Annotated in this window: 18 protein-coding genes and 1 pseudogene; 8 read left to right on the top strand and 11 right to left on the bottom strand. The window is 72.7% G+C overall.

The window, feature by feature from the left end; translation table 11 throughout:
* Positions 1-253: 253 nt before the first annotated feature.
* Positions 254-5155, bottom strand: a complete 4902-nt coding sequence (locus PQI07_RS23695; protein WP_274927538.1) for a malto-oligosyltrehalose synthase — start codon at positions 5153-5155, stop codon at positions 254-256.
* Positions 5152-6957: a malto-oligosyltrehalose trehalohydrolase gene (treZ, locus tag PQI07_RS23690; protein ID WP_274927537.1), complete on the bottom strand. Its 1806-nt coding sequence runs from the start codon at positions 6955-6957 to the stop codon at positions 5152-5154. The genes PQI07_RS23695 and treZ overlap by 4 nt, the downstream gene beginning before the upstream one ends.
* Before the next feature lie 264 nt (positions 6958-7221).
* On the opposite strand from treZ, the gene PQI07_RS23685 reads away from it, so the two are divergent.
* Entirely contained in the window at positions 7222-8091 is an 870-nt protein-coding gene (locus tag PQI07_RS23685) for a lipase family protein (protein WP_075380045.1), read from the top strand.
* A 24-nt stretch (positions 8092-8115) separates the two neighbouring features.
* Here PQI07_RS23685 and PQI07_RS23680 read toward each other — a convergent pair whose 3' ends face one another.
* A complete protein-coding gene (locus tag PQI07_RS23680; protein ID WP_043357650.1) occupies positions 8116-8391 on the bottom strand; it encodes a YiaA/YiaB family inner membrane protein in 276 nt (91 codons plus the stop codon).
* A gap of 48 nt (positions 8392-8439) precedes the next feature.
* The gene (locus tag PQI07_RS23675; protein WP_274927536.1) at positions 8440-9126 is read right to left on the bottom strand and encodes a PspA/IM30 family protein; all 687 of its coding nucleotides are present in this window, start codon (positions 9124-9126) and stop codon (positions 8440-8442) included.
* Between the two features lie 107 nt (positions 9127-9233).
* On the opposite strand from PQI07_RS23675, the gene PQI07_RS23670 reads away from it, so the two are divergent.
* Positions 9234-9860 carry a TetR/AcrR family transcriptional regulator gene (locus PQI07_RS23670; RefSeq protein WP_043756762.1) on the top strand — a complete coding sequence of 209 codons (627 nt, stop codon included), beginning with the start codon at positions 9234-9236 and terminating at the stop codon, positions 9858-9860.
* Between the two features lie 222 nt (positions 9861-10082).
* Positions 10083-11123, top strand: a complete 1041-nt coding sequence (locus tag PQI07_RS23665; protein WP_111474019.1) for an ABC transporter substrate-binding protein — start codon at positions 10083-10085, stop codon at positions 11121-11123.
* A gap of 22 nt (positions 11124-11145) precedes the next feature.
* Here PQI07_RS23665 and PQI07_RS23660 read toward each other — a convergent pair whose 3' ends face one another.
* Together PQI07_RS23660 and PQI07_RS23655 are read right to left on the bottom strand one after the other, a co-directional pair.
* Complete coding sequence (locus PQI07_RS23660; RefSeq protein WP_274927535.1) at positions 11146-12723, bottom strand: DHA2 family efflux MFS transporter permease subunit; 1578 nt, start codon at positions 12721-12723, stop codon at positions 11146-11148.
* Positions 12720-13973 (bottom strand): HlyD family secretion protein, encoded by a 1254-nt coding sequence (locus tag PQI07_RS23655; RefSeq protein WP_274927534.1) that lies wholly within the window; start codon positions 13971-13973, stop codon positions 12720-12722. Before PQI07_RS23655 ends, PQI07_RS23660 begins: the two co-directional genes overlap by 4 nt.
* A 77-nt stretch (positions 13974-14050) precedes the next feature.
* Here PQI07_RS23655 and PQI07_RS23650 point away from each other — a divergent pair, with 77 nt between their 5' ends.
* Together PQI07_RS23650 and PQI07_RS23645 are read left to right on the top strand one after the other, a co-directional pair.
* Positions 14051-14725 carry a TetR/AcrR family transcriptional regulator gene (locus PQI07_RS23650; RefSeq protein WP_051044827.1) on the top strand — a complete coding sequence of 225 codons (675 nt, stop codon included), beginning with the start codon at positions 14051-14053 and terminating at the stop codon, positions 14723-14725.
* Positions 14726-14926: 201 nt separating this feature from the next.
* Entirely contained in the window at positions 14927-15637 is a 711-nt protein-coding gene (locus tag PQI07_RS23645) for a DUF1013 domain-containing protein (protein WP_043352024.1), read from the top strand.
* A 150-nt stretch (positions 15638-15787) separates the two neighbouring features.
* Here the strand turns inward: PQI07_RS23645 and PQI07_RS23640 are convergent, their stop codons facing one another.
* The 3 genes and pseudogenes from PQI07_RS23640 to PQI07_RS23630 form a co-directional block, all read right to left on the bottom strand.
* Positions 15788-17137 carry an MFS transporter gene (locus PQI07_RS23640; RefSeq protein WP_043379718.1) on the bottom strand — a complete coding sequence of 450 codons (1350 nt, stop codon included), beginning with the start codon at positions 17135-17137 and terminating at the stop codon, positions 15788-15790.
* Positions 17138-17294: 157 nt separating this feature from the next.
* Positions 17295-18320, bottom strand: coding sequence for a histone deacetylase family protein (locus PQI07_RS23635; RefSeq protein ID WP_274927533.1), 1026 nt, complete (start codon positions 18318-18320; stop codon positions 17295-17297).
* 312 nt (positions 18321-18632) lie between these two features.
* Positions 18633-19733 (bottom strand): annotated as a pseudogene (locus tag PQI07_RS23630) (HD domain-containing phosphohydrolase); the annotation flags it as partial.
* A gap of 566 nt (positions 19734-20299) precedes the next feature.
* On the opposite strand from PQI07_RS23630, the gene PQI07_RS23625 reads away from it, so the two are divergent.
* Complete coding sequence (locus PQI07_RS23625) at positions 20300-21184, top strand: LysR family transcriptional regulator (RefSeq protein WP_081948571.1); 885 nt, start codon at positions 20300-20302, stop codon at positions 21182-21184.
* A gap of 377 nt (positions 21185-21561) precedes the next feature.
* Here PQI07_RS23625 and PQI07_RS23620 read toward each other — a convergent pair whose 3' ends face one another.
* Positions 21562-21849 (bottom strand): hypothetical protein, encoded by a 288-nt coding sequence (locus PQI07_RS23620; RefSeq protein WP_043356965.1) that lies wholly within the window; start codon positions 21847-21849, stop codon positions 21562-21564.
* Positions 21850-21971: 122 nt separating this feature from the next.
* On the bottom strand, positions 21972-22382 hold the full coding sequence (locus PQI07_RS23615) for a DUF1236 domain-containing protein (RefSeq protein ID WP_043356963.1): 411 nt from the start codon (positions 22380-22382) through the stop codon (positions 21972-21974).
* Positions 22383-22670: 288 nt separating this feature from the next.
* Between PQI07_RS23615 and PQI07_RS23610 the strand changes: the two genes are divergently transcribed.
* Both PQI07_RS23610 and PQI07_RS23605 read left to right on the top strand, forming a co-directional pair.
* Positions 22671-24359: a thiamine pyrophosphate-binding protein gene (locus PQI07_RS23610; protein ID WP_043756766.1), complete on the top strand. Its 1689-nt coding sequence runs from the start codon at positions 22671-22673 to the stop codon at positions 24357-24359.
* A gap of 137 nt (positions 24360-24496) precedes the next feature.
* A complete protein-coding gene (locus tag PQI07_RS23605) occupies positions 24497-24940 on the top strand; it encodes a DMT family transporter (RefSeq protein ID WP_043379712.1) in 444 nt (147 codons plus the stop codon).
* Positions 24941-24943: the final 3 nt, after the last annotated feature.

Here is a 24943-nt window from a genome sequence, read left to right as displayed (position 1 = left end):
GACATGGTCTTCGTGGCAGGGACGGACCCGCGCACGCTCCCTCCCGCCGCTGCGGGGAAGGGTGGTCCCCGAAGGACGGCGGGGCGGGACGAAGTCCCGCGACGGGGGCGCGACGGTGCCGGAGAAGGCGGCGGCCTTCATGCCGGCTTCGCCCGTTTCGGAAGCCGGGTTCCCTGCTCCCGACCCGGCCTGACGGCCGGCCCACCCTCCCCCGCGGAGGGGAGAGGACGATCCGCGGATCCGGCCGCTCCCCTCACGGCTCCCGCCGCAGCACCGCGTAGGGCAGATCCCGCAGGAGTTCGCCGAGGTCGGCCCCCTCCCCCGCCACGATCCGCCCCGAGGCGAGGTCGCGCCAGCGGGTCCCCGCCCCGAGATCGACCCGGGTCCCATTAAAGGCCTCACCCGGCCAGACCGCCTCTCCGACGAAGCCCGCCACCAGCCGCGGTACCGCCACGAACAGGTCGCCGCCCTCCTGGCCGGGGTCGGTCCGACGGTAGGCGATCACGTGCCCGGCCCGCGCGCCGGTGGCCGGGACGGGTTCGTAGGCGGCGCTCGCGTAGAAGTCCGGTCGCTCGGCCCGCTCGGCCAGAAGCGCCGCGAGGGTCGCTTGCTTGACCCGCCCGTCCGGCCAGTGCGCCAGCAGCTCCGCGGGCACGCCGCCCTGGTCCAGCATCCGCCCCAGGGCCGGGTAGTCCACCGGGCGGCGGTTGTCGGGATCGACGAAGGAGAAGTCCCAGATCTCCGTGCCCTGGTAGGTGTCGGGCAGGCCCGGCAGGGTGCATTTCAGGACCGTCCGGCCGAGGCTCGCCAGCATGCCGAGATGGGCGAGCCGCCGGGCGAAGGGCCGGAGCTGCGCCAGGAAGTCCGAGCCCGGGGCGATCAGCGCGGTGAACAGCTTCTTGACCGCGCCCTCGTAGACCGCATCGACATTGACCCAGCTCGACCGGCGCTTGCCCTCGCGCATGGCCTTCTCGCCGTAGGCGATCAGCCGGTCGCGGAAATCCTCGATCGCCCCGGCCTCGTCCCGCTCCAGCAGCTCCAGCGGCCAGGCGCCCAGAATGGCCTGGAAGAACATCCACTGGTCGTTGGCGTCGGGGGCCGGCTCGCCGTCGATGCGGGCGAGGTGCGGGCCGGCGGTGCGCTGCCACAGGTCCCAGGCCTTGGCCCATTCCTCCGGGATCTCCGAGAGGGCGAGCAGCCGCGTGCGGGCATCCTCGCCCCGCTTGGTGTCGTGGGTCGCCGTGGTGATCATGGCGCTCGGCCAGTCCCGGGCACGGGCGATCTGGAGGTCGTGGAAGTGCTCCGCGTCGATCCCGTACTCGCCCGGATCGCCCCCGACCTCGTTGAGGCCGAGCAGGCACGCGTAGCGGTAGAACAGCGTGTCCTCCAGGCTCTTGGCCATGACCGGGCCGGTGAGCTGCTGGAACCGGCGGCGGAAGCGCAAGGCAACCCGCGGATCCGGCCGGCCCGCCCCTGCGGTCTCGATCCGGCCGAGCAGGACGTCGGCGGCGAAGTCGTGGACCGAGCGGTCCGGCAGGCTCGACCAGCGCTTGGCCTTGGCGACGGCGCCCTCGATCAGGCGCACGTCCTCGGGCTCGACCTCGCCCTCCTCCAGCTCCGGCGGCAGGTAGCTCCGGTAGGTCGGGAAGCGCGCGATGATCTCGATCAGCGCCCGGCGGAGCGCGTTGACCGTGAAGTCGCGGGTCCGCCGGTCGGAATCGGCGACCTCCTTGAGGTCGGTGGTCAGCACCTCCAGCTCGCTCGCGAAGCTGATCTCCAGGATCTCGGCCTTGGCGGCACGGAGCTGGAAGCCGTAGGGCTCGTCGAAGCCCGTGGCCCAGGTGTAGAGGCGCTCGACCTTGCCGCGCTTCCCCTTGTCGACCAGGATCCCGTCGAGCTGGTTGAGCACGTCGTAGCCCGTGGTCCCGGCCACCGGCCAGGGCCGCAGCCGCTCCCCGGGCTCCAGGATTTTCTCCACGACCACGTAGAAGCCCGGCCCGACCGCCGCCTGGAGCGCCCTTGCGTAGCCCAGCGGGTCGGCCAGCCCGTCGATATGGTCGATGCGCAAGCCGTCGATCCGGCCCTCGCGGATGTGCCGGAACACGGTTTCGTGCGAGCGGTGGAAGATGTCGGACAGCTCGACCCGCAGGCCGGCGAGCGAGTTCACGTCGAAGAAGCGGCGGTAGTTGATGTCGCTCGACGCCACCCGCCAATGGGCGAGCCGGTAGGCCTGCGCTTCCAGCAGCCGGTGCAGCGGCCCGAAACTGTCCGGGCGGCCCTTGAAGCCGTTGAGCAGGGCCAGCGTGCTGGCGGTGGCCTCCTGGATCAGCGGCGAGACGCCGTGGATCTCGGCGAGCCGGCGCTTCAGCCCCTCGGCCTCCTCGGGGAAGCCTTTGCGGCGGGTCTCGTCGGTGTCGATCGCCATAGCCCGCAGGCGCTCGGAGATGGCGAGCAGCTCCGCGGTGGTGTCGTCGTCCACCGCCCCGATGGCGGCGATCACCCGGTTGAGGATGGTCGGGTAGCTCAGCGGCCGGATCGGCAGCTGGTGCTCGTAGTGCCAGACGCTGAAGGCGCCCTTCTCGGGATCGAATTTGAGCACCAGGGTGCCCTGCTCCAGGGCCTCGCCGTAGCGCTCGCCCAGGAACGGGATCACGAGGTTGCGCCCGGCCCCGAGCCGCTGCCAGTCGATGTCGAAGGCGTCGGCGAAGGGCGAGAGCGAGCCCCATTCGAGCACCGAGAGCCACCACGGGTTGTCGGACCCGCCGACGCCCATGTGGTTCGGGACGATGTCGAGGAGCAGCTTGATCCCGTGGGCGTGGAGCGTCTCGGAGAGCTGGACGAAGCCCGCCTCGCCGCCGAGTTCCGGGTTGATCGCCCCGTGATCGACGATGTCGTAGCCGTGGGTCGAGCCGGGCCGTGCCGTCTGGAGCGGCGAGGCGTAGACGTGGCTGATCCCGAGCCGATGCAGGTAGGGGACGATCCGGCCGGCATCCGCGAAGGTGAAGTCCTTGTGGAACTGCAGCCGGTAGGTCGAGCGCGGCGGCGGCGCGGCGAGCCGCGCGGCCCCCGAGCGCGGTCCCCGTGCCTCCGCCGACAGGGCGGCGGCCAGCTTGGCCAGCGGCCCGCCGGGGGCGGCGATGTCCGCCAGCTCCCGGTCGAGCTTGCGCCGCCAGTTCGGGTAGCCCTCGGTGGAGCCCGGCACGTTGGCCTGGGCGAGTTCGGAGACCACGTCCTCGTACTGCACGGCGGTCAGCATCGAGGGCGCCCGGGCGAGGTAGCGGGCGGCGGCCTCGAAGGGCGCGGCATCCGGGGGCTCGGCCGAGGGGAGCAGCTGCTCGCCGGCCAGCGCCTCGGCGAGGCGGCGGCGCTCGACGACGCGCTCGGCCCGCTCGCTCTCGGCCCGCTCCTGGTCGTAGAGGCCGAGCGACTGGCGGGTGTCGGTGTCGACCCCGCGCCACCAGCCCACGAAGGTCGGCAGGTCGTGGGTGGTGATGGCCGTGAGCGCGTCGCGCGGATAGGCCGACGGCGCCTTGAACCGTCCGTCGCCTTCCCGCTCGAAGGCGAGGATCCGGTAGCTCAGCACCCCGGCCCGCATCAGCGCGTCCGAGAAGCCCTCCGGGGCGGTGCCGAGATCCTCCGCGATGACGAGGCACTTGTTGCGGTGGCTCTCCAGCCGCAGCACCGCCAGCATCGGCTCGAACGGCATGGCCACGTAGGCCCCGGCCTGGGCGCCCGCGCCCAGCGGGATCAGGAACAGGCGGGCGAGCTGGAAGGCGTGGTCGATCCGGATCGCGCCGGCATGGCGCATGTTGGCCTGGACCAGGGTCCGGAAGGCGGCGAGCCCGTCGCGCTCCATCTCCAGCGGGTCGAAGGCCGGCAGGCCCCAGTTCTGGCCCTTGGGCGCCAGCAGATCCGGCGGCGCGCCGATCGACACCTTGTCGGCGAACCGCTCGGGATGGGACCAGATCTCGGAGCCGCCCCGGTCGGCGCCGACCGCGAGGTCGCGGTACAGCCCGACCCGCATGCCGGCGCCCAGAGCCGCCGCGGAGGCCTCTTCGAGCTGCCGGTCGGCGAGGTATTGCAGCCAGGCGTGATAGCCGACCGCCTCGGCATGCTCCGCCGCGAAGGCCCGCACCGCCTCCGTGCCGGCCCGGCGGTACGCGTCCGGCCAGTCGCCCAGCCAATGCGCGCCCTGCCCCCGGAAATGCTCCGACAGGGCCTCGAACAGGGCGTGGGATTCGAGATCCTCGCCGCCCGCCTGCCGGAAGCGCGCGAAATCCGCGTCCGTGCCGGCCCGGGCGGGGGAGTCCTCCCAGAGGGTCCGGAGCACCGGGTCGAGCACGTCGTGCACGCCCTGGTGGTCGACCAGCGCCGCCTCGCGGAGCGCCGTGATCGCGTCCGCGCGCGCATCGAGCAGCGCCTCGGCCCGGGAGCCGGCGAGCCCCGGCAGGCTGCGCGGGGCGATGAACAGCGTCTCCAGGAACAGGCGCGAGGAGGGCGAGTAGGGGGAGATCTTGGTCCGGTCGGAACCGAACAGGGCGTGGACCGGGCTGAGCCCTAAGAACGCCGCCCCGCGCAGGGCCGCCTCGCGGGCGGCCTCGCCGGCATCCGCGTAGGTGCCGATGCCGATATTGGTCGCCGAGCGCAGGCCGTAGAGCTGGGCGGCGAGCCCCCAATCGGAGGCCCCCTCATCCGTGTAGGGGCGCGGGCGCCAGCAGCGCTGCGGCGCGGCGATCACCCAGGCCTCGGTGCGGCTCTGGCCGGCCTGCACGATGAGGCGGTGATAGCCCGGGGTCAGCGGCGGCAGCTCGAAGCCGGGATCGGACCCTTGCGGGTTGGCCCGTCCCTCCCGGGCGGTGCCGCGCTCGTCGACGAGGCGCCAGACCAGGGTGTGGGGCGCCCCGTCCTGCAGCCGGACCGGAACGCGGGCGGCCCGGCGGGCCTCCACCGGCAGGAGCGGCGGGATCAGGCCGCGGCGCAGGCGCTCGACCTCGGCGAGGCTCCTGGCGATCGACGCCTCGTCCTGGACCGCGAAGCCCAGGGCCGCCAGCAGGCCGCGGCGCACCGCCAGCGGCGTCTCGACGGGCTTGCCGAAGGCGTCGGTGTAGCCGGCGGCGACGCCGACGAGGTCGGCGAGTCTTTCGAGGGGGCTCACGCGTGGGACTCCGTCAGGAACACGCCCGTCCAGGACGGGAGATCGCGTCCGGCCCCGTCGGGGGCGTTGGTCCAGACCGGCCGGGCACCGCCCGGATCGACCGCGAAGGCCTCGGTCCCGACATTGGCGACGAAGCGCAGGGTGCCGGCGCCGAAGCGCCACGTGCAGTCGACCACGTCGGCGCGCGGCATCGTGGCGGCGGCGCCGTCATAGCCGGACTTCGCCAGCGCCACGACCACGTCGCGGCGCAGCCCCAGGAGGCGCGTCGTCTCCGCCAGCACCTCGCGGTGGGGCGAGCGCTCCCGCTCGGACCAGTCGAGCTTCGAGGCCGCGAAAGTCTCGCGCTCGGTCGGGTCGGGGATCTTGGAGGTGTCGTCCGCGAACGCCGCGAAGCTCTTGAACTCCCGGCGGCGGCCGTCGCGGACCGCCTTGTTCAGGTCCTCGTCCGGCGCGAAGTCGACGAAGAACAGGAACGGCGCCGAGGCCGACCATTCCTCGCCCATCCAGAGCATCGGGATCTGCGGCGCCAGCAGGAGCCCGGCCCGGGCGAGATCGAGTTTCTTCGGATCCGCGAGGTGGTTCAACCGCTCGCCCAGCGCCCGGTTGCCGACCTGATCGTGGTTCTGGAGGAAGGTCACGAAGGCCGAGGGCGGCAGGTGCCCGGAGGGCTCGCCGCGCGGATGGTTGTCGAGCGTGGCGAACGGCTCGCCCTGATACGCGAAACCCTCCGCGAGGCAGCGGGCGAGGTGCGCGACCGGTTTGTCGGCAAAGCTTTTATAGTAGCCGGCGTCCTCGCCCGTCAGCAGGACGTGCCAGCAATGGTGCAGGTCGTCGGCCCACTGGGCATCGTGCATCTTCGGGCGCCCGGCGGCGTCCCGCTCCAGCCAGCGGGCCTGGTTGGCCTCGTTCTCCAGCATCAGGTGGATCTGACGGTCCGGAAAGGTCTTCCGGACCGTCTCGCCGAGCTCGGCCAGGAAATGACGGGGCGAATCGTCGAGGATCGCGTGGACGGCGTCGAAGCGCAGGCCGTCGAAGCGGTATTCCTCCAGCCAGTAGAGGGCGTTCTGGATGAAGAACTGGCGCACGGTGGCGCCGCTCTCCTTGCCGTCGAAGTTGATGCCCGCGCCCCAGGGGGTCTGGTGGCGCTCGGTGAAGAAGGTCTTGGCGTAGGCGTGGAGGTAGTTCCCGGCCGGACCGAAGTGATTGTAGACCGCGTCGAGATAGACCATCAGCCCGAGCCCGTGGGCGGCGTCGATCAGGCGCTTGAGGTCGTCCGGGCGGCCATAGGCGCCGTCGGGGGCGTAGGGCTGGACGCCGTCGTAGCCCCAGTTGCGCGCGCCCTTGAAGTCGGCGAGCGGCAGCAGCTCGATGGCGGTGACGCCGAGCGCCTTGAGATCGGGCAGCCGGGCCTGCAGGCCGGCATAGGTGCCCTCCGGCGTCGCGGTGCCGACATGGCACTCGTAGATCACCGCCTCCTCGAAGGCCCGCCCGGTCCAGTCCGCGTCGGACCACGCGAAGGCCCGCGGGTCGATCACCTCGCTGAGGCCCGAGACGTCGTCCGGCTGGAAGCGGGAGGCGGGATCGGGCACCACGAGGTCGCCGTCGATGCGGAAGCCGTAGCGGGCGCCGGGCTTCACCCCGGGCAGGGCGGTGCGGCGCCAGCCGCCGCCGGATTCCGGCAGCGGGTGATCGGCGCCGTCGACGACGAGCGCGACGCTCTTGGCGGTGGGTGCCCAGAGGGCGAAGCGGACGCCGCCCTCGACCATCTCGGCCCCGAAATCCATGCTGTGGGCGCGCCGCATCGGGCCACCGTCCTCGTCATTGGCCGCGCGCACCGGGATGCAAGCGCGGCAGGATCATCTGTCGTGGGAGAAGGCCCCGGGCCCGATCCGGTTCCCGCAGCGCAGCTATGGCGGAGCGGCCGGGTGGCAATGGGTCGACGACTGGGTCGACGAACGGGTTGACGCGCGGGGGCGACGGGCGCGCGGAAACTAAGCCGCAGTTCCGTCCGTGCGGGGCGGCCCTATCTTGAGCCGCCGGCATTCGCGTCGGTCTGGGAGCGGACACTGGGTCGGGCGCACATCATCGGCATCCACGGGCTCGCCAACAAGCCGCCCCGGGATGAGAAGGCCGCCTGGTGGCGCGCCGCGATCCGCGAGGGGCTCGACCGCAATCGCGGGCTCCGGGTGGCGGAGGCCGACCTGCCCTTCACCTTCGTCTACTGGGCGGACCTGCGCTACCCGCAGCCGCTCGCGGGCGACCGCAACCGCGAGCCCTACCGCCCCGATCACGGCCTCGGGCCGTTCCCCTCCCCGGCGGGGGAGCCGGACCGCGCCGAGCCGACCCTCACCGACCGGATCTATCGCGGCCTGTCGCACCTGCAGGAGGCCGCCGGGCTGACGCCGGTGGATGACCTGATCCTGGAATACCGTCTCGACGATCTCTGGGGCTACCACGAGGACGCGACCTTCCGGGCGGCGGCGCGGGCGCGCCTGCGCGACGTCCTGGCGGCGGCCGCGGCGGATACCGTGCTGATCGCCGCGCACTCGATGGGCGGCCTGATCGCCTACGACGTTCTGCGCGCCGCCGAGGCGGAGGGGACGCCGATGCCCCGCTGCGCCCTGGTCACCCTCGGCGCGCCCCTCGGCCTCGCCGAGCTGAAGCTGAAGCTCGCCGACGCGTACGGCGACCTCCGGGTGCCGGCGGCGCTCACCGCCTGGACCAACCTGATGGACCGCCAGGACATCGCCACGGTGGGCGACGACCTCGCGGCCCTCTACGCGCCGAATGCCGCCGGCGTGCGGGTGCGGGACGTGCCGGTGATCAACGCCTACCGGAGGCCGGACGGCGCCGAGAACCGGCACAAATCCTACGGCTACCTGCGGACCCCGGAATTCTCCCGGGTGGTCGCCGCGTTCCTGGAGGCTGCGGACTGAGCGGCGCCGACCTCGGGGATCGGCTCAGAGCCGGCCCGGCACCGCCTCCCGCAGGACGCGCTCGGTGGCGGCGTCCTCGATCTTGTTGATCAGCCGTTTCGCCTCGTGCTCGTCGCGCAGGGTCTTGGCCAGGGTGAAGGTCGTGCCCGTGAGGAACAGCGACGCCATGGCGAGGTAGCCCTTGATCCAGATATCCGCGGGCAGGAAGAAGATGCCGATCGTCAGCATGGCGGCGGCGGCGGCGAAGCTGACCAGCGTGAAGGTCTTCCAGGCGCCGGTATGGGGCATCTGCGGTGTCATGGTGCGGTCTCCTGAGGAAGGATCGGACGGGGGTTCGTGCGGCGCCGGTCAGGCCCCGGCCCTGAGGCGGTCCAGCACCGCCCGCGGGTCCGTGCGGGGGCGGCCGTAGCCCGCCGCCTCGAGATCGGCCTCGATCCCGCCCGCGGTCCCGGCCTCGAGATCGGCCTCGAGCTCGGTCAGCGCGGCGGCGATGTCCGCCTCGGCCCCCTGCCGCTCGCGCAGGCGCGCCAGCGTCCGCTCGGCCTCCCCGAGGGCCCCCGCCGACAGGGTCGTGACCCGGCGGCCCTCGAGGCCGGCCCGCCGCAGCGCCTCGGTGGTGCGGGCGGTCTGGAGCCCGCGGTCGAGATCCCGCAGCCGCTCGCCGCCCTGGGCGACGAGGCGCTTCAGCCGCTCGACCTCGGCGGCGAAGCGTTCGGCGGCGGCCCGGCGGTCGGCCCGCTCGTCCTCCAGCGCGGCGATGTGGATCGCCGCCCCGGTCCCGAGATCCTCGCGGCCGTCGGCCAGCGCCCGCCGCGCCCCGTCCGACAGGGTGTCGATGCGGGTCCCGATGGCGTCGAGGGCGCGCATCTCGGCGGCGTGGTAGGCCAGGGCGACGGCCAGTTCCCGCCGGGCGGCCGCCAGGGCTCCGGCGGCCTCCCGGATCTGCTGGCGCAGGATCGTCACGGCATGGGCGTCGTGGATCGCCTGGGCGTTGTCGGCGATCACGCCGCGCATCAGGAAGGAGAGGGTCCTCATCACGGTTCACCTCGCGAAGAACGACGGGCCGGATCGCATCCGTAATTTATTGAACGTCGTTCATGAAACAGGTAAAACACGCGGCGCGCCGCGTCGCAAGGGATAAAATGAACGAGGTTCATAAAAAGGTGCGCGGACGGCCGCGGAAGGAGCCGGGCGACCGCGCGGCGGATCGCCGGGCCCTGATCGAAGCCGCGGTGGCGATCCTGAACGCGGGCGGCGCGGCGGCGCTGACCGCCCGCGGCGTCGCGGAGCGGGCCGGCACGGCGGTGGGCTCGGTCTACACGCAGTTCGACAGCCTGGAAGTGCTGCGGCTGGAGGCCAACGCCGTCACCATGCGGCGGCTCCGGGACGCCCTCACGGAGGCGCTGGCGGCCTGTCCGTCGCGGGGGACGGAGGCGCGGCTCCTGTGCCTGGCCGATGCGTATCTCGCCTTCGCGGCGGGGCACCATGCCGCCTGGGCGGCGATCTTCGAGCGCCGCACCGTGGCGGCGCCGGATTCGGTGCAGGCCGACATCGCGGCCCTGTTCGGGATCCTGGAGGGGGTGCTGCGCGACGGCGGCCGCCTCGCCGAGGCGGAGATCCCCGTGATGGCGCGGGCGCTGTGGTCCAGCGTCCACGGCATGACCTATCTCGCCGATCTCGGCAGCCTCGGGCCCCTCGGCGTGGACGACGTGCGGCCGATGATCGACGCGCTGGTGCGGGCGGCGGTCCGGGGCTTCTCGGCGGGCTGAGTGCCCGCGACGGTGGCGGCCCCGGCGCGGGCGCTGCGTCCGGCGGTGCGGAGCCTGCCCGATCGTCGGCCGCGCCGGTCGCGCATCGGGGGACGTTGCCGCGCCGGAATCGGCGGATCGGGGCGGCGGGGCCTTGCGCGCGCCGACCCGAACCTGTCCACTCGCGCCCAACGACACATCCGGATCGGACACGAATCCGCCGGGGTCACAGGGAGATGCGTCATGGTGGGTACGTCGCGGACGGGCGCGTTGCTGCTGGGCTGCCGCCGGCTCCTGCGGGCAGGACCGGCCCTCCTGCTGGCCGGGCTGGCGCTCGCCTCCCCCGTCCGGGCCGACGACGCCAAGGTGCGGATCAGCCGGCAGCCGGGCTTCGTCTACCTGCCCGCCGTCCTCGCCGAGCAGCACAAGCTGATCGAGAAGCACGCCAAGGCCGCCGGCCTCGGGGACGTCGCGGTGGAGTGGGTCAACCTGACGAGCGGCGCCGCCGGCAACGACGCGCTGCTCTCGGGCAATATCGACATCGTCGACAGCGGCTCCACCAACATGCTGCTGCTCAACGACCGGACGCGGGGCGACGTGAAGGGCCTGTGCGGCGTCGGCACCACGCCGATGCTGCTGCTCACCCGCAACCCGGACGTGAAGACCCTCGGCGACTTCTCCGGCAAGGACAAGATCGCCCTGCCCTCCGTGAAGGTCTCCTCGCAGGCGGTGCTGCTCCAGATCGCCGCCAAGAAGGCCTTCGGGCCCGAGAACGCCACCAAGCTCGACCCGCTCACCGTCCAGCTCGGCCATCCCGACGCGGTGGCGGCGCTGGCGAGCCCGCACAACGAGATCAACAGCCACTTCTCGCTGCCGCCGTTCCAGCAGCGCGAGCTGCAGGATCCGGCGATCCACACGGTGCTGAACTCCTTCGAACTCGTCGGCGAGCCGGTGAGCAACGCGATCCTCTACGCCCGGACCGGCTGGTACACCCGAAACCCCAAGCTCGCCGCCGCCATCGTGGCTGCGATCGACGAGGCCAATGCCGCGATCGCCCGGGACCCGCTCCAGGCCGCCAAGGATTACGTCGCGGCCACCAACGAGAAGACGCCCCCCGAGACCCTGGTCGCGATCATGAAGGAGCCGGGCACGAACTTCTCCACCACCCCCTACGGGATCATGCTCCAGGCCCGGCACTTCTACGCGATGAAGACCATCAAGGCCGAGCCCAAGGACTGGAAGGACACGTTCTTCCCGATCGTCCACAACCTGCCGGGGAAGTAGCCCCCGGCGTCGCATCGGCCCGTCAATGCGCCTCCACCGGCCCGGCGGCGCGCTGGGGCTTCTTGAGGATCGCCACCACGGCGAGGCTCGCCACGAGGCTCACCCCCACCAGCCAGAACCCGTCCGCGTAGGCCATGACGGTGGCCTCGCGGCGGACCTGTTGCGCCAGCATGCCCAGAGCCGCGCCCTTGGCGGCCAGCGGGTCGGCGATGCGGGCGTGCATCCCGGCGGCGAGCGCCGCGAGCCGGTCCTGGGTGCGGGTCGCGTTGACGGTGATCGCCTCCGCCAGCACCGAGAAGTGGAAGTGCTCCCGCCGGTCGATCATGGTCGACAGCAGGGCGATGCCGATCGAGCCGCCGAGGTTGCGCATCATGTTGGACAGCGCCGAGGCGTCGGCGGTGTCGCGCGGGCCGAGGCCCACGGTGGAGAGCTGCGAGAGCGGGATCGTGAACAGCGGCTGGCCGATGGCCCGCATGAGCTGCGGCAGGATCAGCTTGTCGGCGCCGACATCGTGGGTCAGGCCGACATTGATCCAGCAGCTCGCGATGAAGAACAGCGTCCCGGTGACCACGAGCAGCCGGGCGTCGACGGCGCGCATGAGCAGGGGCATCATCGGGAACAGGACCAGCTGCGGCAGGCCCGACCACATCACCACGGTGCCGATCTGCTCGGCATTGTAGCCCTGGATCTGCGCGCAATAGACCGGGATGATGTAGATCGACCCGAACGACACCGCGCCCAGCACGGTCATCAGCACGCAGGCGCCCCCGACCGAGCGGTTGGCCAGGACCCGCAGGTTGATGAAGGGCTTGGCCGCCGTCAGCTCGCGGACGATGAAGCCGGTGATCCCGGCGACGGCCAGCCAGCTCGCCTCGACGATCACGGGCGAGCCGAACCAGTCCTTGCGCTGCCCCTCCTCCAGCACGAAGGTCAGGGCCGGCAGCCCGGTCGCCATCAGGCCGATGCCGATCCAGTCGCCCTTGAGCAACTCGCCCCAGCGGGCGGGCGCGGCCTCGAAGGCGCCGAGCTGGATCGCCGCGGCGATCGGCCCGAAGATCAGGTTCAGGTAGAAGATGTAGTGCCAGGACAGGTTGTCGGTGAGCCAGCCGCCCACCGTCGGGCCGATGGCCGGCGCGAAGGTCGCCGTCAGGCCGAACAGCGCGATGCCCACCGCCTGCTGGCTCTTCGGCAGCCGCGTGCGCACGATCACGATGGCGGTGGGGATCAGCACGCCGCCGGTGAAGCCCTGGCCCGCCCGGAACAGGATCATCTGGCTCAAGCTGGTCGAGAGCGCGCAGGCCAGCGAGAAGGCGGTGAACAGCAGGGTGTTCACCGCGAGGTAGCGGCGCAGGCCGATCACCGAGGACAGCCAGCCGGTGAGCGGGATCACGATGATCTCGGCCATCAGGTAGGCGGTGGAGATCCAGCTCCCCTCCTCGGTGGAGGCGCCGAGCGCCCCCTGGATGTCGGCGAGCGAGGCGTTGGTGATCTGGATGTCGAGGATCGCCGTGAAGGCGCCGAGGATCGCGCCGAACACGGCGAGCCAGTCCCGGGCGCTCGCCTTCGCCTCGGGCCCGGCCACGGCCGGCACGGGGCTCATCGGGGCAGGGCCTCGCTGACCAGCGCCGGGGCGGGCTTCGGCCTGCGGCGGGCGGGATCCACCGGCTCCACCGGGTCGGCGGTGTGGACCGTCGCCTCCACCGACAGGCCGGGGCGCAGGCGGCCGACGAGCGGGTCGGCGGGATCGAGGGCGACGCGCACGGGCACGCGCTGCACCACCTTGGTGAAGTTGCCGGTGGCGTTCTCCGGGGGCAGCAGCGCGAATTGCGAGCCGGTGCCCGGGGAGAAGCTCTCGATCCGGCCCTCGAATGCGTGGTCGCCGAAGGCGTCGACCGTGACGGTGACGCGCTGGCCCTCGACCATGTGCCCGGTCTGGGTCTCCTTGAAGTTCGCCACGAGGTAGATGTCGCGGCCCATCGGCACGAGGGTCAGGAGCCCGGTGCCGGGGGAGACCACCTGCCCGATCCGCAGCGCCCGGTCGCCGGCCACGCCGTCGATGGGCGCCAGGATGGTGGCGTAGCTGAGGTCGAGCTTCACCCCCTCGACCTTCGCCCGCGCCCCTTCGAGGCTCGCCCGGGTGCTGGCCTCCAGGGCCTTCAGGCTGTCGATCTGCTTCTGCGCGGCGTCGAGCGCGGCGGCGGACTTGTCGCGGGCGGCGTGGCGCTGGCGCAGGTCGGCATCCGCCTGCTGCTGGCGCTGCACCGTGCCGGAGCCGGTCTGCAGCAGGTTCTGGTAGCGGGTGTATTCCTGCTGCGCGAAGGTCAGCGCGGCCTCGGCATTGGCGAGGTCGGCCCGCGACGAGGCGACCTGCGCCTGCTGCTGGATGATCGCGGCGGCGACGCCCAGGACCTGCGCCTTGTCCTTCTCGACCTCGGCCTCGGCCTGCTTGAGCTGGACCCGGTAGGACCGGTCGTCGAGGCGGGCGATGACGTCCCCGGCCTTGACCGGCTGGTTGTCGCCGACCCGCACCTCCGCGACGGTGCCGGCGATGCGCGGGGCCACCGTCACCTTGTCGGACTGGAGATAGGCGTCGTCGGTCACCTCGAGGAAGCGGCCGACGGTCCACCAGTGCCAGCCGTAGGTTCCGGCGCCGCCCAGCGCGAGAACTCCGAGGAGGGGCAGCACGATCCGCGCGCGGCGGCGACGCGGCGCCGATGCGGAGGCCGGCGCAGGGACCTGGGCCGGGGTCTGGGTCTGGGCCGGGACCGCGGCGGCGGCGACCGGGGCGGGCGCCGGGGCACCCGCGACCGGGTCGGCACTCTTGAAGCTGTCGCTGCGACGTGCGTCCATCGGGTCTGGCCAGAATCAAAACGGTACGGTATCGTTTTGATAATGCGCGGGACGGCTTCGGGCAAGGAGAATCGCGGGTGACGGTCACGGAGATCGCGGGAGCGGAGGCGGGACAGCGGCGGGGCGGCCGGCCGACGCGCGCGGAGGCGGTCCGGCGCGAGGCGCACCTGATCGCCGTGGCGACCACCCTGTTCCTGGAGCGCGGCTTCGACGCCACCTCCATCGACGCGGTGGCCGAGGCCGCCGGGATGAGCAAGCCGACGGTCTATGCCCGCTACCGCGACAAGCGGGCCCTGTTCGAGGCGGTCCTGCGCGAGCGGATCGCCGCGTGGCTGGCGCCGCTCTCCGCCGCCGCCGAGGCCCAGGCCGCGCAGGGCGGGAGCGACGACGTCGAGACCGCCCTGCAGGATCTCAGCCGCACCCTGCTGGCCCACGGGCAGTCGCCGGGGGCGGCCATGCTCAAGCGCAACCTCGTGGCCCAGGCCCTGCAGTTTCCCGAACTGGCGCGGCTGGCCCACGAGGAGGGCTGGCTGCGGGGCGTGCGCGCCGTGGCGCAGCTGCTCGACGCCTTCGCCCGGCGCGGCCGGATCGCCGTGGCGGATCCCGAGATCGCGGCCGACCTGTTCCTCAGCCTCGTCCTGGGCCGGTCGTCCCAGGCGGCCCTCTACGGCATCGCCACCGATCCGGAGACGCAGGAGCGGCGGCGGCAGGCGGCGGTGCGGCTGTTCCTCGACGGGGTGCGCCCGCGCTGAGGGGCGGCCGGTCGTCCCGGCCCCCGGTGAATCCGCAGGCGGGCTCTCCGAACCGCCGAACCCGTGATTGCGCCCCTCCCCGCCCGGGCCTATAGTGCCTCATCCCCATTCGACAGCGTGAGACGGGACATCCGGATCGGTCATCCGGAGCCCGCGGCCCGATGCCCGGCCCCCGTCCCGCCAGGCCGGAGCACGAGAGACATGTCCCAGGGTCCGCTGATGCCCAAGGCGACCGCCGTCTGGCTGGTCGAGAACACCTCGCTGGCCTTCGAGCAGATCGCCGATTTCTGCAAGCTGCACCCGCTGGAGGTGAAGGGCATCGCCGACGGCGAGGTCGCGGCCGGCATCAAGGGGCTCGACCCGGTCTCCACCGGCCAGCTCACCCGCGACGAGATCGAGAAGGCCCAGAAGGCGCCGCACTACAAGCTGAAGCCGGCCGTCTCGAAGGTGAAGCTGCCGGAGGTGAAGCGCACCACCAAGGGCCCGCGCTACACCCCCCTCTCCCGCCGCCAGGACCGGCCGAACGCCATCCTGTGGCTGCTGCGCAACCACCCGGAGCTGAAGGATTCGCAGATCATCCGGCTGGTAGGCACCACCAAGTCGACGATCCAGCAGATCCGCGAGCGCACCCACTGGAACTCGGGCTCGCTCCAGCCGATGGACCCGGTGACCCTCGGGCTCACCACCCAGATCAACCTCGACTTCGAGGTCCAGCGCGCGGCGGCCGACCGCCCGGCCGCGGTGGCGGCCGAATCCGGCGCCTCGCTGCTGCCGACGGAGGTCTCCACGGCCCGCGAGGCGGACGAGCGGGAGCACGCGGACGATCACGGCGGCCGCGAGGAGCGGCTCGATGCCGATTCGGTCTTCGCCAAGCTCAAGGGCCGGCACCACGACGAGGACGACGAGGACTAGGACCGGCCTCCGCCCTGCCCCCTGGGCCGGGCGGGCCCATGGCGGCCTGCGCAGGATCCGGCCCCCGCTCCACCGGAGTCGGGGGCCGCTTTGCGTCTGGCCGGGCCCGGGACCGCCGGCCGCCGGCGGGGCGGGACCCGGCGGATCGATCTATTCCGGCAGCGGCCGGCCCCGCGTCTCCGGCATGAACCACGGCACCACGAGGCCGATCACGTAGACGCTCGACAGGGTCAGAGCCGCCGCGGCGACGCCCCCGAAGGCGGTCACGATCTGCCCGGCGAGGATCGGGAAGATCCAGGCGATCAGCCGCGCGCCGTTGAAGACCACGCTCGCCGCCGTCGCCCGCACCGCCGGGGTGAACAGCTCCGCGAGGTAGATCGCCATCCATGAGAAGGCGAAGCCCAGGGTGAAGAACCCGTTCAGGAAGGCGAGCCCCATGAACGGCACCAGCCCGCCGGTCCAGAGGTAGCAGGCGAGCGACGTGACGATGCAGCCGACATAGGTGACGAGCAGGAAGGCGCGGCGCCCGATCGCGTCGGCCACGAAGCCCGAGATCACGTAGGCGGTGATCGCCCCGACATTGTAGATGATGCCCATGCGCGGGCCCCAGAGGTTGGCCGGCTCGCCCGCGGCCTTGGCCAGCCCCTCCGTGTAGGCCGGCAGCCAGGACGAGACCGCCCACCAGCCCACCGTGGTGGCGAACGACATGGCGGTGGCCAGCAGCACCCGCCGCCGGCTCTCCGGCTCCCGAAAGATCTCCGCCAGGGTGAAGGGGCGTTGCGCGGCCCGCGGGGCGTGGCCGGCATCCTCCGCGGTGGCGGCCCAGCGCTGCGCCTTGAGCGCCTGCATCCACTGCTCGGATTCCTCCAGCGCCCGCCGCAGGTACAGGCAGACGAAGGCCGGCAGGGCACCCAGCGCGAACAGGATCCGCCAGGATTCCGGGCCCAGGGGCTCGGTGGCCGCGAGCACGGCCCACACGATGGCGGCCAGCACCGCGCCGCCGCCGAAGCCCGATTGCAGGAAGCCGCAGCCCTTCGGCCGCGCCCGGTTCGGCCAGGTCTCGGCCACCAGGGCGATGCCGGTGGACCATTCCGAGCCGATGGCGAGCCCCGTGATGAACCGCAGGATCGCGAGCTGCGTGAAGCTCCCGGCGAAGGCGGTCAGCCCGGTGAAGACCGCGTAGCCGAGGATCGAGATCATCATCATGCGCTTGCGGCCGATATAGTCGGCCGCGATCCCGCCCATGAGGCCGCCGATCCCCCAGCCGAGCAGCGTGATGCCGATGGCGAGCCCCACGTAGGAGGCCGGCGCCTGGGCCTGCTCGGGGGTGAGGATCGAGGCCAGCGCCGGACGCAGGGCGTAGACCAGGGCCACCGCCTCGTAGCCGTCGAAGATCCAGCCGAGATAGCTGCCCCACAGGATCCGCCAGTGGCGCCGGGTGAGACCCGCGTACCACGGAGCGCTGGCCGCCTCGCCTAAGCCCACCTCGCCCGCGCCCATCGTCCGTTCCTCCCGCCCGGGACGCGTCGGCGGCGCCCGCCCCGCCCTGATAGGTCGGTTGTGGCATCGGGTCGACCACATCCGGGTAGCCGATCCGGCGCCCCGGCGATCACGATCGCATCACGCCCGCACCGCGGGGGCGGACGCGATGCGGGGCTCAGCGCGCGGCGTCGAAGGCCGCGAGAAAGGCCGCGAGGTTGTCCGGCAGGGCCGCGCAGAGGTAGCCGCCCTCCTGCACCAGGGCCGTGGGCAGCCCGGCCCGGGCGATCCGCTCCGCGGCCCCGACGAATCCCGCCCGGGTCACCGCGAGGGCGCCGATCGGGTCGTCCGCGGCGGCGTCGAGGCCCAGCGCCACCACGAGGGCCCGGGGCCGGTGCGCGGCGACAGCCGCGAGACCCGCCTCCAGGGCCTCGAGCCAGGGCGCGTCCCCCGAGCCCGGCGGCAGCGGCAGGTTGCGGTTGAACCCCGCCCCCGCCCCGGTCCCGGTCTCGTCGGCGTAGCCGGCGAAGAACGGGAAGTAGTCGGACGGGTCGGCATGGACCGAGACCGTCAGTACGTCGGCGCGGGCGTAGAAGATCCCCTGCGTGCCGTTGCCGTGATGGACGTCGATGTCGAGGATCGCCACCGGGCCGCCGGTGGCGGCGCGCATCCGCTCGGCCGCGATGGCGCTGTTGTTGAGGAAGCAGAAGCCGCCGGCGGACTCCGCGTAGGCGTGGTGGCCGGGCGGGCGGCACAGGGCGTAGGCGTGTCCCGCCGCGAGGGCCGCGTCGGCGGCCGCGACCGCGCATTGCGCCGACCCGTAGACCGCCGCCCAGGTGCCGGCGCGGATCGGCGTCGAGGTGTCGGCGGTGTAGAGGCCCAGCCGCCCGAGGAGGCCGGCGGGCCTCCGGTGCATCTGCGGCCGGGCGAAGGATCCGGTCAGGATCTCGTCGCCGATGTCGGGGATCTCGCCCCGGCGCGCCCAGGCCTCGGCCAGGAACGCCACGTAGTCCGGATCGTGCACCGCCCGGATCGGGTCGAGGCCGTGATCGGCCGGTTCGCCGAGGTCGTGGCCGCCCCGCAGGGCCGCGTCGTGCAGGATCGCGTAGCGGGCGGCCTGCTCGGGATGCGGGATCGGCGTGCCGCGCCGCAGGTAGCGTTCGGGATCGTGCCGGCCTGAATCGGGCGTGTGGAAGATGCGCATGCCGGAAGGTTAGGGGCTCCCGGGGGATGCGTCATCCGCCCGGCCCGCGCTCAGATGAGGTAGACGGTGCCGTCCGCGCGGAACACCTTGGGGCATTTCGCCCCGTCGACCAGGCGCCGGGCCGCGTCCAGGGAGATCCGGCGGGCCAGGGCGATCTCCGGCAGCGTCTTCCAGGTCGTGGTCATGGTGCGGCTCCGTCCGTGATCCGTGCGAGTCCGCGATCAACGGCGCAGACGAGCCCGGGTTCACCGATGGCGTCAGGAGCGCCTCGGGGCTGCTGACGCGCCATCCCGCCGGGGCCGGCGACGGGGCGGCGACCTCGCGGAGCAGGGTCGGCACCCGCGCCCAGGGTTCGGTGACCGGCCCCGCATTCGGCCGCATCCCCGCCCGGTTCTGCCCGCCGGCGATGCGGATGTCCGGGAAGCGCGCGCAGAAGGCCTCCACGCAGGCCGGGTCGAAGTGGCGGCCGCTGTCGGCGCGGATGCAGTCCAGGGCCGCGTCGAAGGGCAGCGCAGCCTTGTAGGGCCGCGCGGTGGTCAGGGCGTCGAACACGTCCGCCACCGCGACGATCCGGGCCGAGAGGGGAATCGCGGCGCCGACGAGCCCGTGCGGGTAGCCGCCGCCGTCCCATTTCTCATGGTGAAACTCGGCGATCTCGGCGGCCAGCCGGATCAGTTCGGAGGCGCTCCCGCCCAGGATGCGCCGGCCGATCGCCGGATGCGTCTTGATCAGGTCGAACTCGTCCCGGTCGAGCCGGCCGGGCTTGAGCAGGACGCCGTCCGGGATGCCGACCTTGCCGACATCGTGCAGGGGCGCCGCGAGATAGAGGTTGCGGCAGAAATCCGGCGCCAGCCCGAGCCCCTCGGCGACGATCTGGCTGTAGCGGGCCACCCGCCATGTGTGATCGCCGGTGTCGTTGTCGCGGTACTCGACCGCCAGCGCCAGGCGGAAGATGATCTCCTCCTCGCGCTCGCGCATGTGGCGCAGGGCGGCCTCCACCGCGCCGTCGAGCCAAGCCGCCTGCTCGGCGAGCCGCCGCACCGCCCGGGCGAGCCGGATCATGTTGCGCAGCCGGACGGTGAGTTCGACGCCCTGCATGGACTTGTCGAGGAAATCGGTCGCCCCCGCCTCCAGGGCGGCGAGCCGCACCGCGTCCGAGATGTCGCTCGTGATCATCACGATCGGCACCTGCGCGTAATGCGGGATGGTCCGCATCTGCCGGATGAAGGCGATCCCGTCGATGCCGGGCATGTGGCAGTCGACCAGGACGATATCGAAGGCCCGCATCCGCGCCTCGACCATCGCGGCGACCGGGTCGCCGTGATCGGTGACGGACATGTCGGGCTTGGCCTCCAGCAGGCGGCGGAGGCGCATCCGCATGGTGGCGCTGTCGTCGACGAGGAGCGCGTCCATCAGCGGTGCCCAGACCGGTTCGCGGGCGTATCGGAGCCGGAGCGCCGCAGGCGATCGCGGGACGGCCGGTCGATCCAATGTTCTGACGCAGAAGCCATCGTCGCGAAGCCTTGCAAGACTATTCGATGATCATTGAGACATGCGGCGTTAACGTCCGGTAAATCTGAATTGAAACAGGATTGCTGATATTTGTAGAATTATTGACTTTTGCGGGGGCCATATTTGGATTGTTCCGAAATTGACCCGGATTTTCTAAGTCGATAGACCGGTGAAATCGCGCGCTATACCGTGTCGGATACCTCGGGACTGGTCCGTCTCTGCCCGGGACCGGCGCGCCCGGCCGTTCCTGCAGCGCCCCCTGGGCTCGGGCTCGGGCCGATGCCGGGGCGCGGCCGGTGGGAATTCCTGACAGACGGGCGGCCGCCCGCTACCGTGGCCCGGCGACGGCCGGGGCCGTCGACGCGCGACCGGGCCAGGGCCGGGCCGGGCCAGGCCAGGGCAGGGCAGGTCCAGGGCCGGTTCCGGGCTGCGCCGGTGCAGATGGCGTGTCGGGAGGCGCCTGCGCGATGATGCGGTTCGATCTCACCGATCTCGGCCTGTTCCGGCACGTGGTCGAGGCCGGTTCGATCACCCACGGGGCCGCGCGGGCGAACCTCGCCCTGGCGGCCGCCTCGACGCGGATCCGGCTGATGGAGGAGTCCCTCGGCGCGGCGCTGCTGACCCGGGGCCGGCAGGGCGTCAGCCCGACCCCGGCCGGGCGCGCCCTCCTCGTCCACGCCCGGGAGGTCCTGGCCGGGGTGGAGCGGTTGCGCGAGGAGATGGCGGCCTTCTCGGGGAGCGCCTTCGGCCAGATCCGGGTGCTGGCCAACACCAACGCGCTGACCGAGTTCCTGCCGGACGCGCTCTCGGCCTTCCTGGCCGATCACCCCGGGATCGGCGTCGAGATCGACGAGCGCACCTCCGAGGAGATCGTCGGGCTGGTGGCCGAGGGGGCGGCCGATCTCGGCATCCTGTCCGGCACGGTGGATACCGGCTCGCTGCGGACCTTCCCGTTCCGGGAGGACCGGTTCGTGCTGGTGGCGGCCCGGGATCACCCCCTGGCGGCGCGCGGGACGATCCCGTTCGCCGAGCTGCTCGGCCACGACCTCGTCGGCCTCGACCGGCGCAGCGCCATCAGCCGGTTCCTCGTCGCCCAGGCGGTGCGGGAGGGGCGGCCGATGCGCCTGCGGGTGCAGCTGCGGGACTTCGACGCCGTCTGCCGGCTCGTCGAGGCACGGGTCGGGCTGGCGGTCCTTCCCGAGAGCGCCGCCGCCCGCGCCGCCCAGGGCCTCGCCCTGGCGGTGGTGCCCCTCGCCGATTCCTGGGCGCGGCGCGACCTGACCCTGTGCCTGCGCGACCTCGACGGGCTGCCGCCGTTCATCCGGGCCTTCGTGGCACAGCTGCGCGCCTGAGCGTCGCCCGGCCTCCGCCCCGGGCCCGAGGCGGGGAGACCGCAGAGCACCGCGATGGTCGCTGACATGATGCGCGTCGTCCGCGGGCTCGATCCGCATAGGGTTTCCGATGGGGGCGCCGTTCCGTCCGGTCATGAGGCGCGACGGGTCGGTGGTGATCGGCGACGCCGTTGAGGCCGCCGGCCTGCGACGCCCGCAGCCTGCGCGCCAGCCTCTACGCCCGCGGCCTCGCGGTGGAGACCGGCGCCCTCTGGCGGGCCCGGCGCCTGCGCAACCGCGTCGCCCGCACGGCGATCCGTCTCGCCGTTGCCCCCGGGCCCGCGGCGTTCCTGGCGCTCGGCCTGGGGGAGCGTTTGGCGCGCCCTGACGCGGCGGCGTCAGCGCCAGCGCTCCTCCGTGCAGGCCAGCACGTAGACGACGTGCATGCAGCGGGCCTGGGCGGCCTGCGAGGTCGCGTCGCTCATGCACGCCCGCATCCCGGCGGAGAGCAGCCCGCGATCGACGTCCTGATCCCGGGCGCAGGTGAAGATGGGCTGGAAGCCTTCGAACCGGCTCACCTGCCAGAAGATGACCACGAACGCGAGCAGACAGAACGCGCAGACCAGGAGCCGGTTGTCGTAGAACCAGTGTCTCCGATCGGCCTCTGCGGTGTTGCGCGCGCTCATCCCGTCACCGGGGGCGCCGACAGGATCGCGGTCTGGGCCACCTGTGTCCTCCGCAGCGGATCGCCCGCGCCATCTCGCCGAATCCCTCAGCCGCGCCAGCCGCGCCCACCGGGAGGGAACCGTCAGTCGATCACCTCCACGATGCGGCGCGTGCGCGGCTCGACGAGCACCGGATGGCCGTTGACGATCGTGTAGCTGTACTCCGGCAAAGCGAACTCGCGCGGGACATCGTAATACACGACGCCCTCCTCCGGTAGCACGGTTCCGACCCGAACGGGGCCCGCGAGGGCGACGGACGGGCGGCGCTCGCCGAGGGCGTAGATGCGGAAGCGCTCCCGCCGGTCGACGCCGAGGATGCCGTTGGCCGTGCCTACGGCGGCACCGATCGCGCCGCCGACGATCGCCCCGAGGGGGCCCGCCATCTCCTCGCCGCGCGAGGCGCCCTCCTGGGCGCCGCGCTCCAAGCCTTGCGCCTGCGCGATGGCGGGGAGGCCCAGCGTGGCCAGGAGCGCAAGGGGAGCCGCGATCCGCATGGGTGTCGTCCTGGTCGGTGGCATGGACCTTCAGGCCTGCGCCTGAGGGGGCGGGAGCATCCCGGCCACGGCAGGTTACGCCAGAAAGGCTGCCGATCGGTTGCGGCCCGCCGCACGCCGTCCGCAAGGGGGCCGCATCGGGCGCCGGCCCCCTCTTCCGGCCCCCTCTTCACGCTCGGCGTGACGGTTCGGCTCTCGGTCGGCTCTCGGGATGCGGGCGGAGCCGCGGCATTGCCCCGGCCCGCCCATGGTTTAGCCTCCCGCTGATTCCGCCGGAGAGGACAGGGCATGTCGATCGAGACCGTGGAGACCGCCGGCCGGCGCCGGGGCGCCGACCTCCTGGTGGAGGTGCTGCGCTCGGAGGGGGTGCGCTACATCTTCGGCAATCCCGGCACCACCGAATTGCCGCTCATCGACGCGCTCACCGAGGCGCCGGACATCGCCTACATCCTCGCCCTGCAGGAGGCGACCGCGGTGGCGATGGCGGACGGCTACGCGCAGGGCGCCCGGCGGCCCGCCTTCCTCAACCTGCACACGGCGGGCGGCCTCGGCCACGCCATGGGCGGGCTCGTGAATTCCCAGGTCTCCGGCACGCCGCTGGTGGTCACCGCCGGGCAGCAGGATCTCCGCCACGCGCTGACCGACCCGCTGCTGATGGGCGACCTCGTGGCCATCGCCGACCCGGTGATGAAGTGGGCCCGGGAGGTGACGAGCCCGGACCAGATCCCGATCCTGCTGCGCCGGGCCTTCCACGATGCCGCCGCCGCCCCGTCCGGCCCGGTCTTCCTGTCCCTGCCCATGGACGTGATGGAGGCGATGAGCGCCGTACCGGCGGGCGAGACCTCGACCATCGACCAGCGGGCGGTGGCGGGTTCCCTCGACCGGCTGGCGGACAAGCTCGCCGCCATCGCGCCCGGCCGCCTCGCCCTGATCGCCGGGGACGAGATCGACGCCTCGGACGCCTCGGCCCAGATGGTCGCGCTCGCCGACCTGCTGGCGGCGCCGGTCTACGGCTCGTCCTGGCCGGCCCACATCCCCTTTCCCACCGCGCACCCGCTCTGGGCCGGGAACCTGCCGACCCGGGCCGACGCCATCGCCGCCATCCTCGGGCGCTACGACGCGGTGTTCGCGCTGGGCGGCAAGTCGCTGATCACCGTGCTCTATTCGGAGGTCTCGGCGGTGCCGCCGGGGGTGCAGGTCTTCCAGCTCTCGGCCGACGTGCGCGACCTCGGGCGCACCTATGCCACGAGCCTCTCGACCGTGGGCGACATCCGCGCCTCGCTGGACGCCCTGCTGCCGCTGCTCCGCCCCCGCCTCGCCGACCGGGCCGAGGCCTTCGCGCAGCTGCGCGCCCAGGCGGTGACCGCCCGGGCCGAGCGGCGGGCGACGCTCGCCGCCGCGGCGGATGCGGCCTTCGAGGATCCGGTGATCGCGCCCCTGGTGGCCGCCCGGGAGGTGGCCCGCGCGGTCGGGGCCGAGACCACCATCGTGGACGAGGCGCCCGCGACGCTGACCCACCTGCGCACCTTCCTCGACAGCCCGTCGGCCCATCAATACGCGGCGATGCGCGGCGGCGTCCTCGGCTGGGGCATGCCGGCCGCGGTGGGGTTTTCCTTGGGGCTCGACCGGGCGCCCGTGGTCTGCGTCGTGGGTGACGGGGCCGCGATGTACTCGCCCCAGGCCCTCTGGACCGCCGCGCACGAAAAACTTCCGGTCACCTTCGTGGTGATCAACAACGCCGAGTACAACATCCTCAAGACCTTCATGAAGGGCCAGGCGCACTACGCCTCGGTGCGGGCCAACCGCTTCATCGCCATGGACCTCACCGACCCGCGCATCGATTTTCCGGCCCTGGCCGCCTCGATGGGGGTCCCCGCGCAGCGCGTGACCCGGGCCGCCGACATCGCCCCGGCGATCGAGGCCGGGATCCGGTCGGGAGGGACCAACCTCGTGGAGGTGGTGGTGCGGGCGACGTGAGGGGCCGCCCCTCCGCCGGCCTCCGAGGGGCGCGGCCTGAGGGCCGTCGCGGCGTTCGGACACAGAGGCTGCCGAGGAACACGGACGTCCGGCCCGGGCTGCCCTAGGGATCGGTTTGACCGGGCGGGATCTCAGCCATGTGGTACCTCTACGGTTTCGCGCTGCTGGCCGGCGTGGCCAACGCCGTCCAGGCCGGACAGAACGGGACGCTGTCGAAGGGGCTGGCCGAATCGCTGGTCGCCGGCCTCGTGGTCGCCGCCGGGACCGCGAGTTGCATCCTCGCGGTGGGGCTCATCTCCGGGAGGCTCGCTTGGCCGACGGCCGCGCAAGCCCTCGGGATGCCCTGGTGGGCGTGGTTCGGCGGGGTCCTGGGCGGAGGCATCATTCTGGCGCAGTTCGTCGTGGCCCGTCAGATCGGGGCCGCCCCGTTCCTGGGCCTCCTCGTCACGGCCGGGGTCGCCACATCGATCATGCTGGACAATTTCGGGTGGGTCGGCTTCGAGCGCCACCCCGCCAGTCTCTGGCGCATCCTCGGCGGCGTGCTGATGATCGCCGGCGTCGCCCTCGTCGCGCTGTTCTAGGAG

The organism is Methylobacterium sp. 092160098-2 (genome assembly GCF_028920805.1).
GTDB lineage: Bacteria > Pseudomonadota > Alphaproteobacteria > Rhizobiales > Beijerinckiaceae > Methylobacterium > Methylobacterium fujisawaense.
The sequence above is the reverse complement of the archived record's forward strand: the minus strand, read 5'-3'. Positions and strand labels throughout refer to the sequence as shown.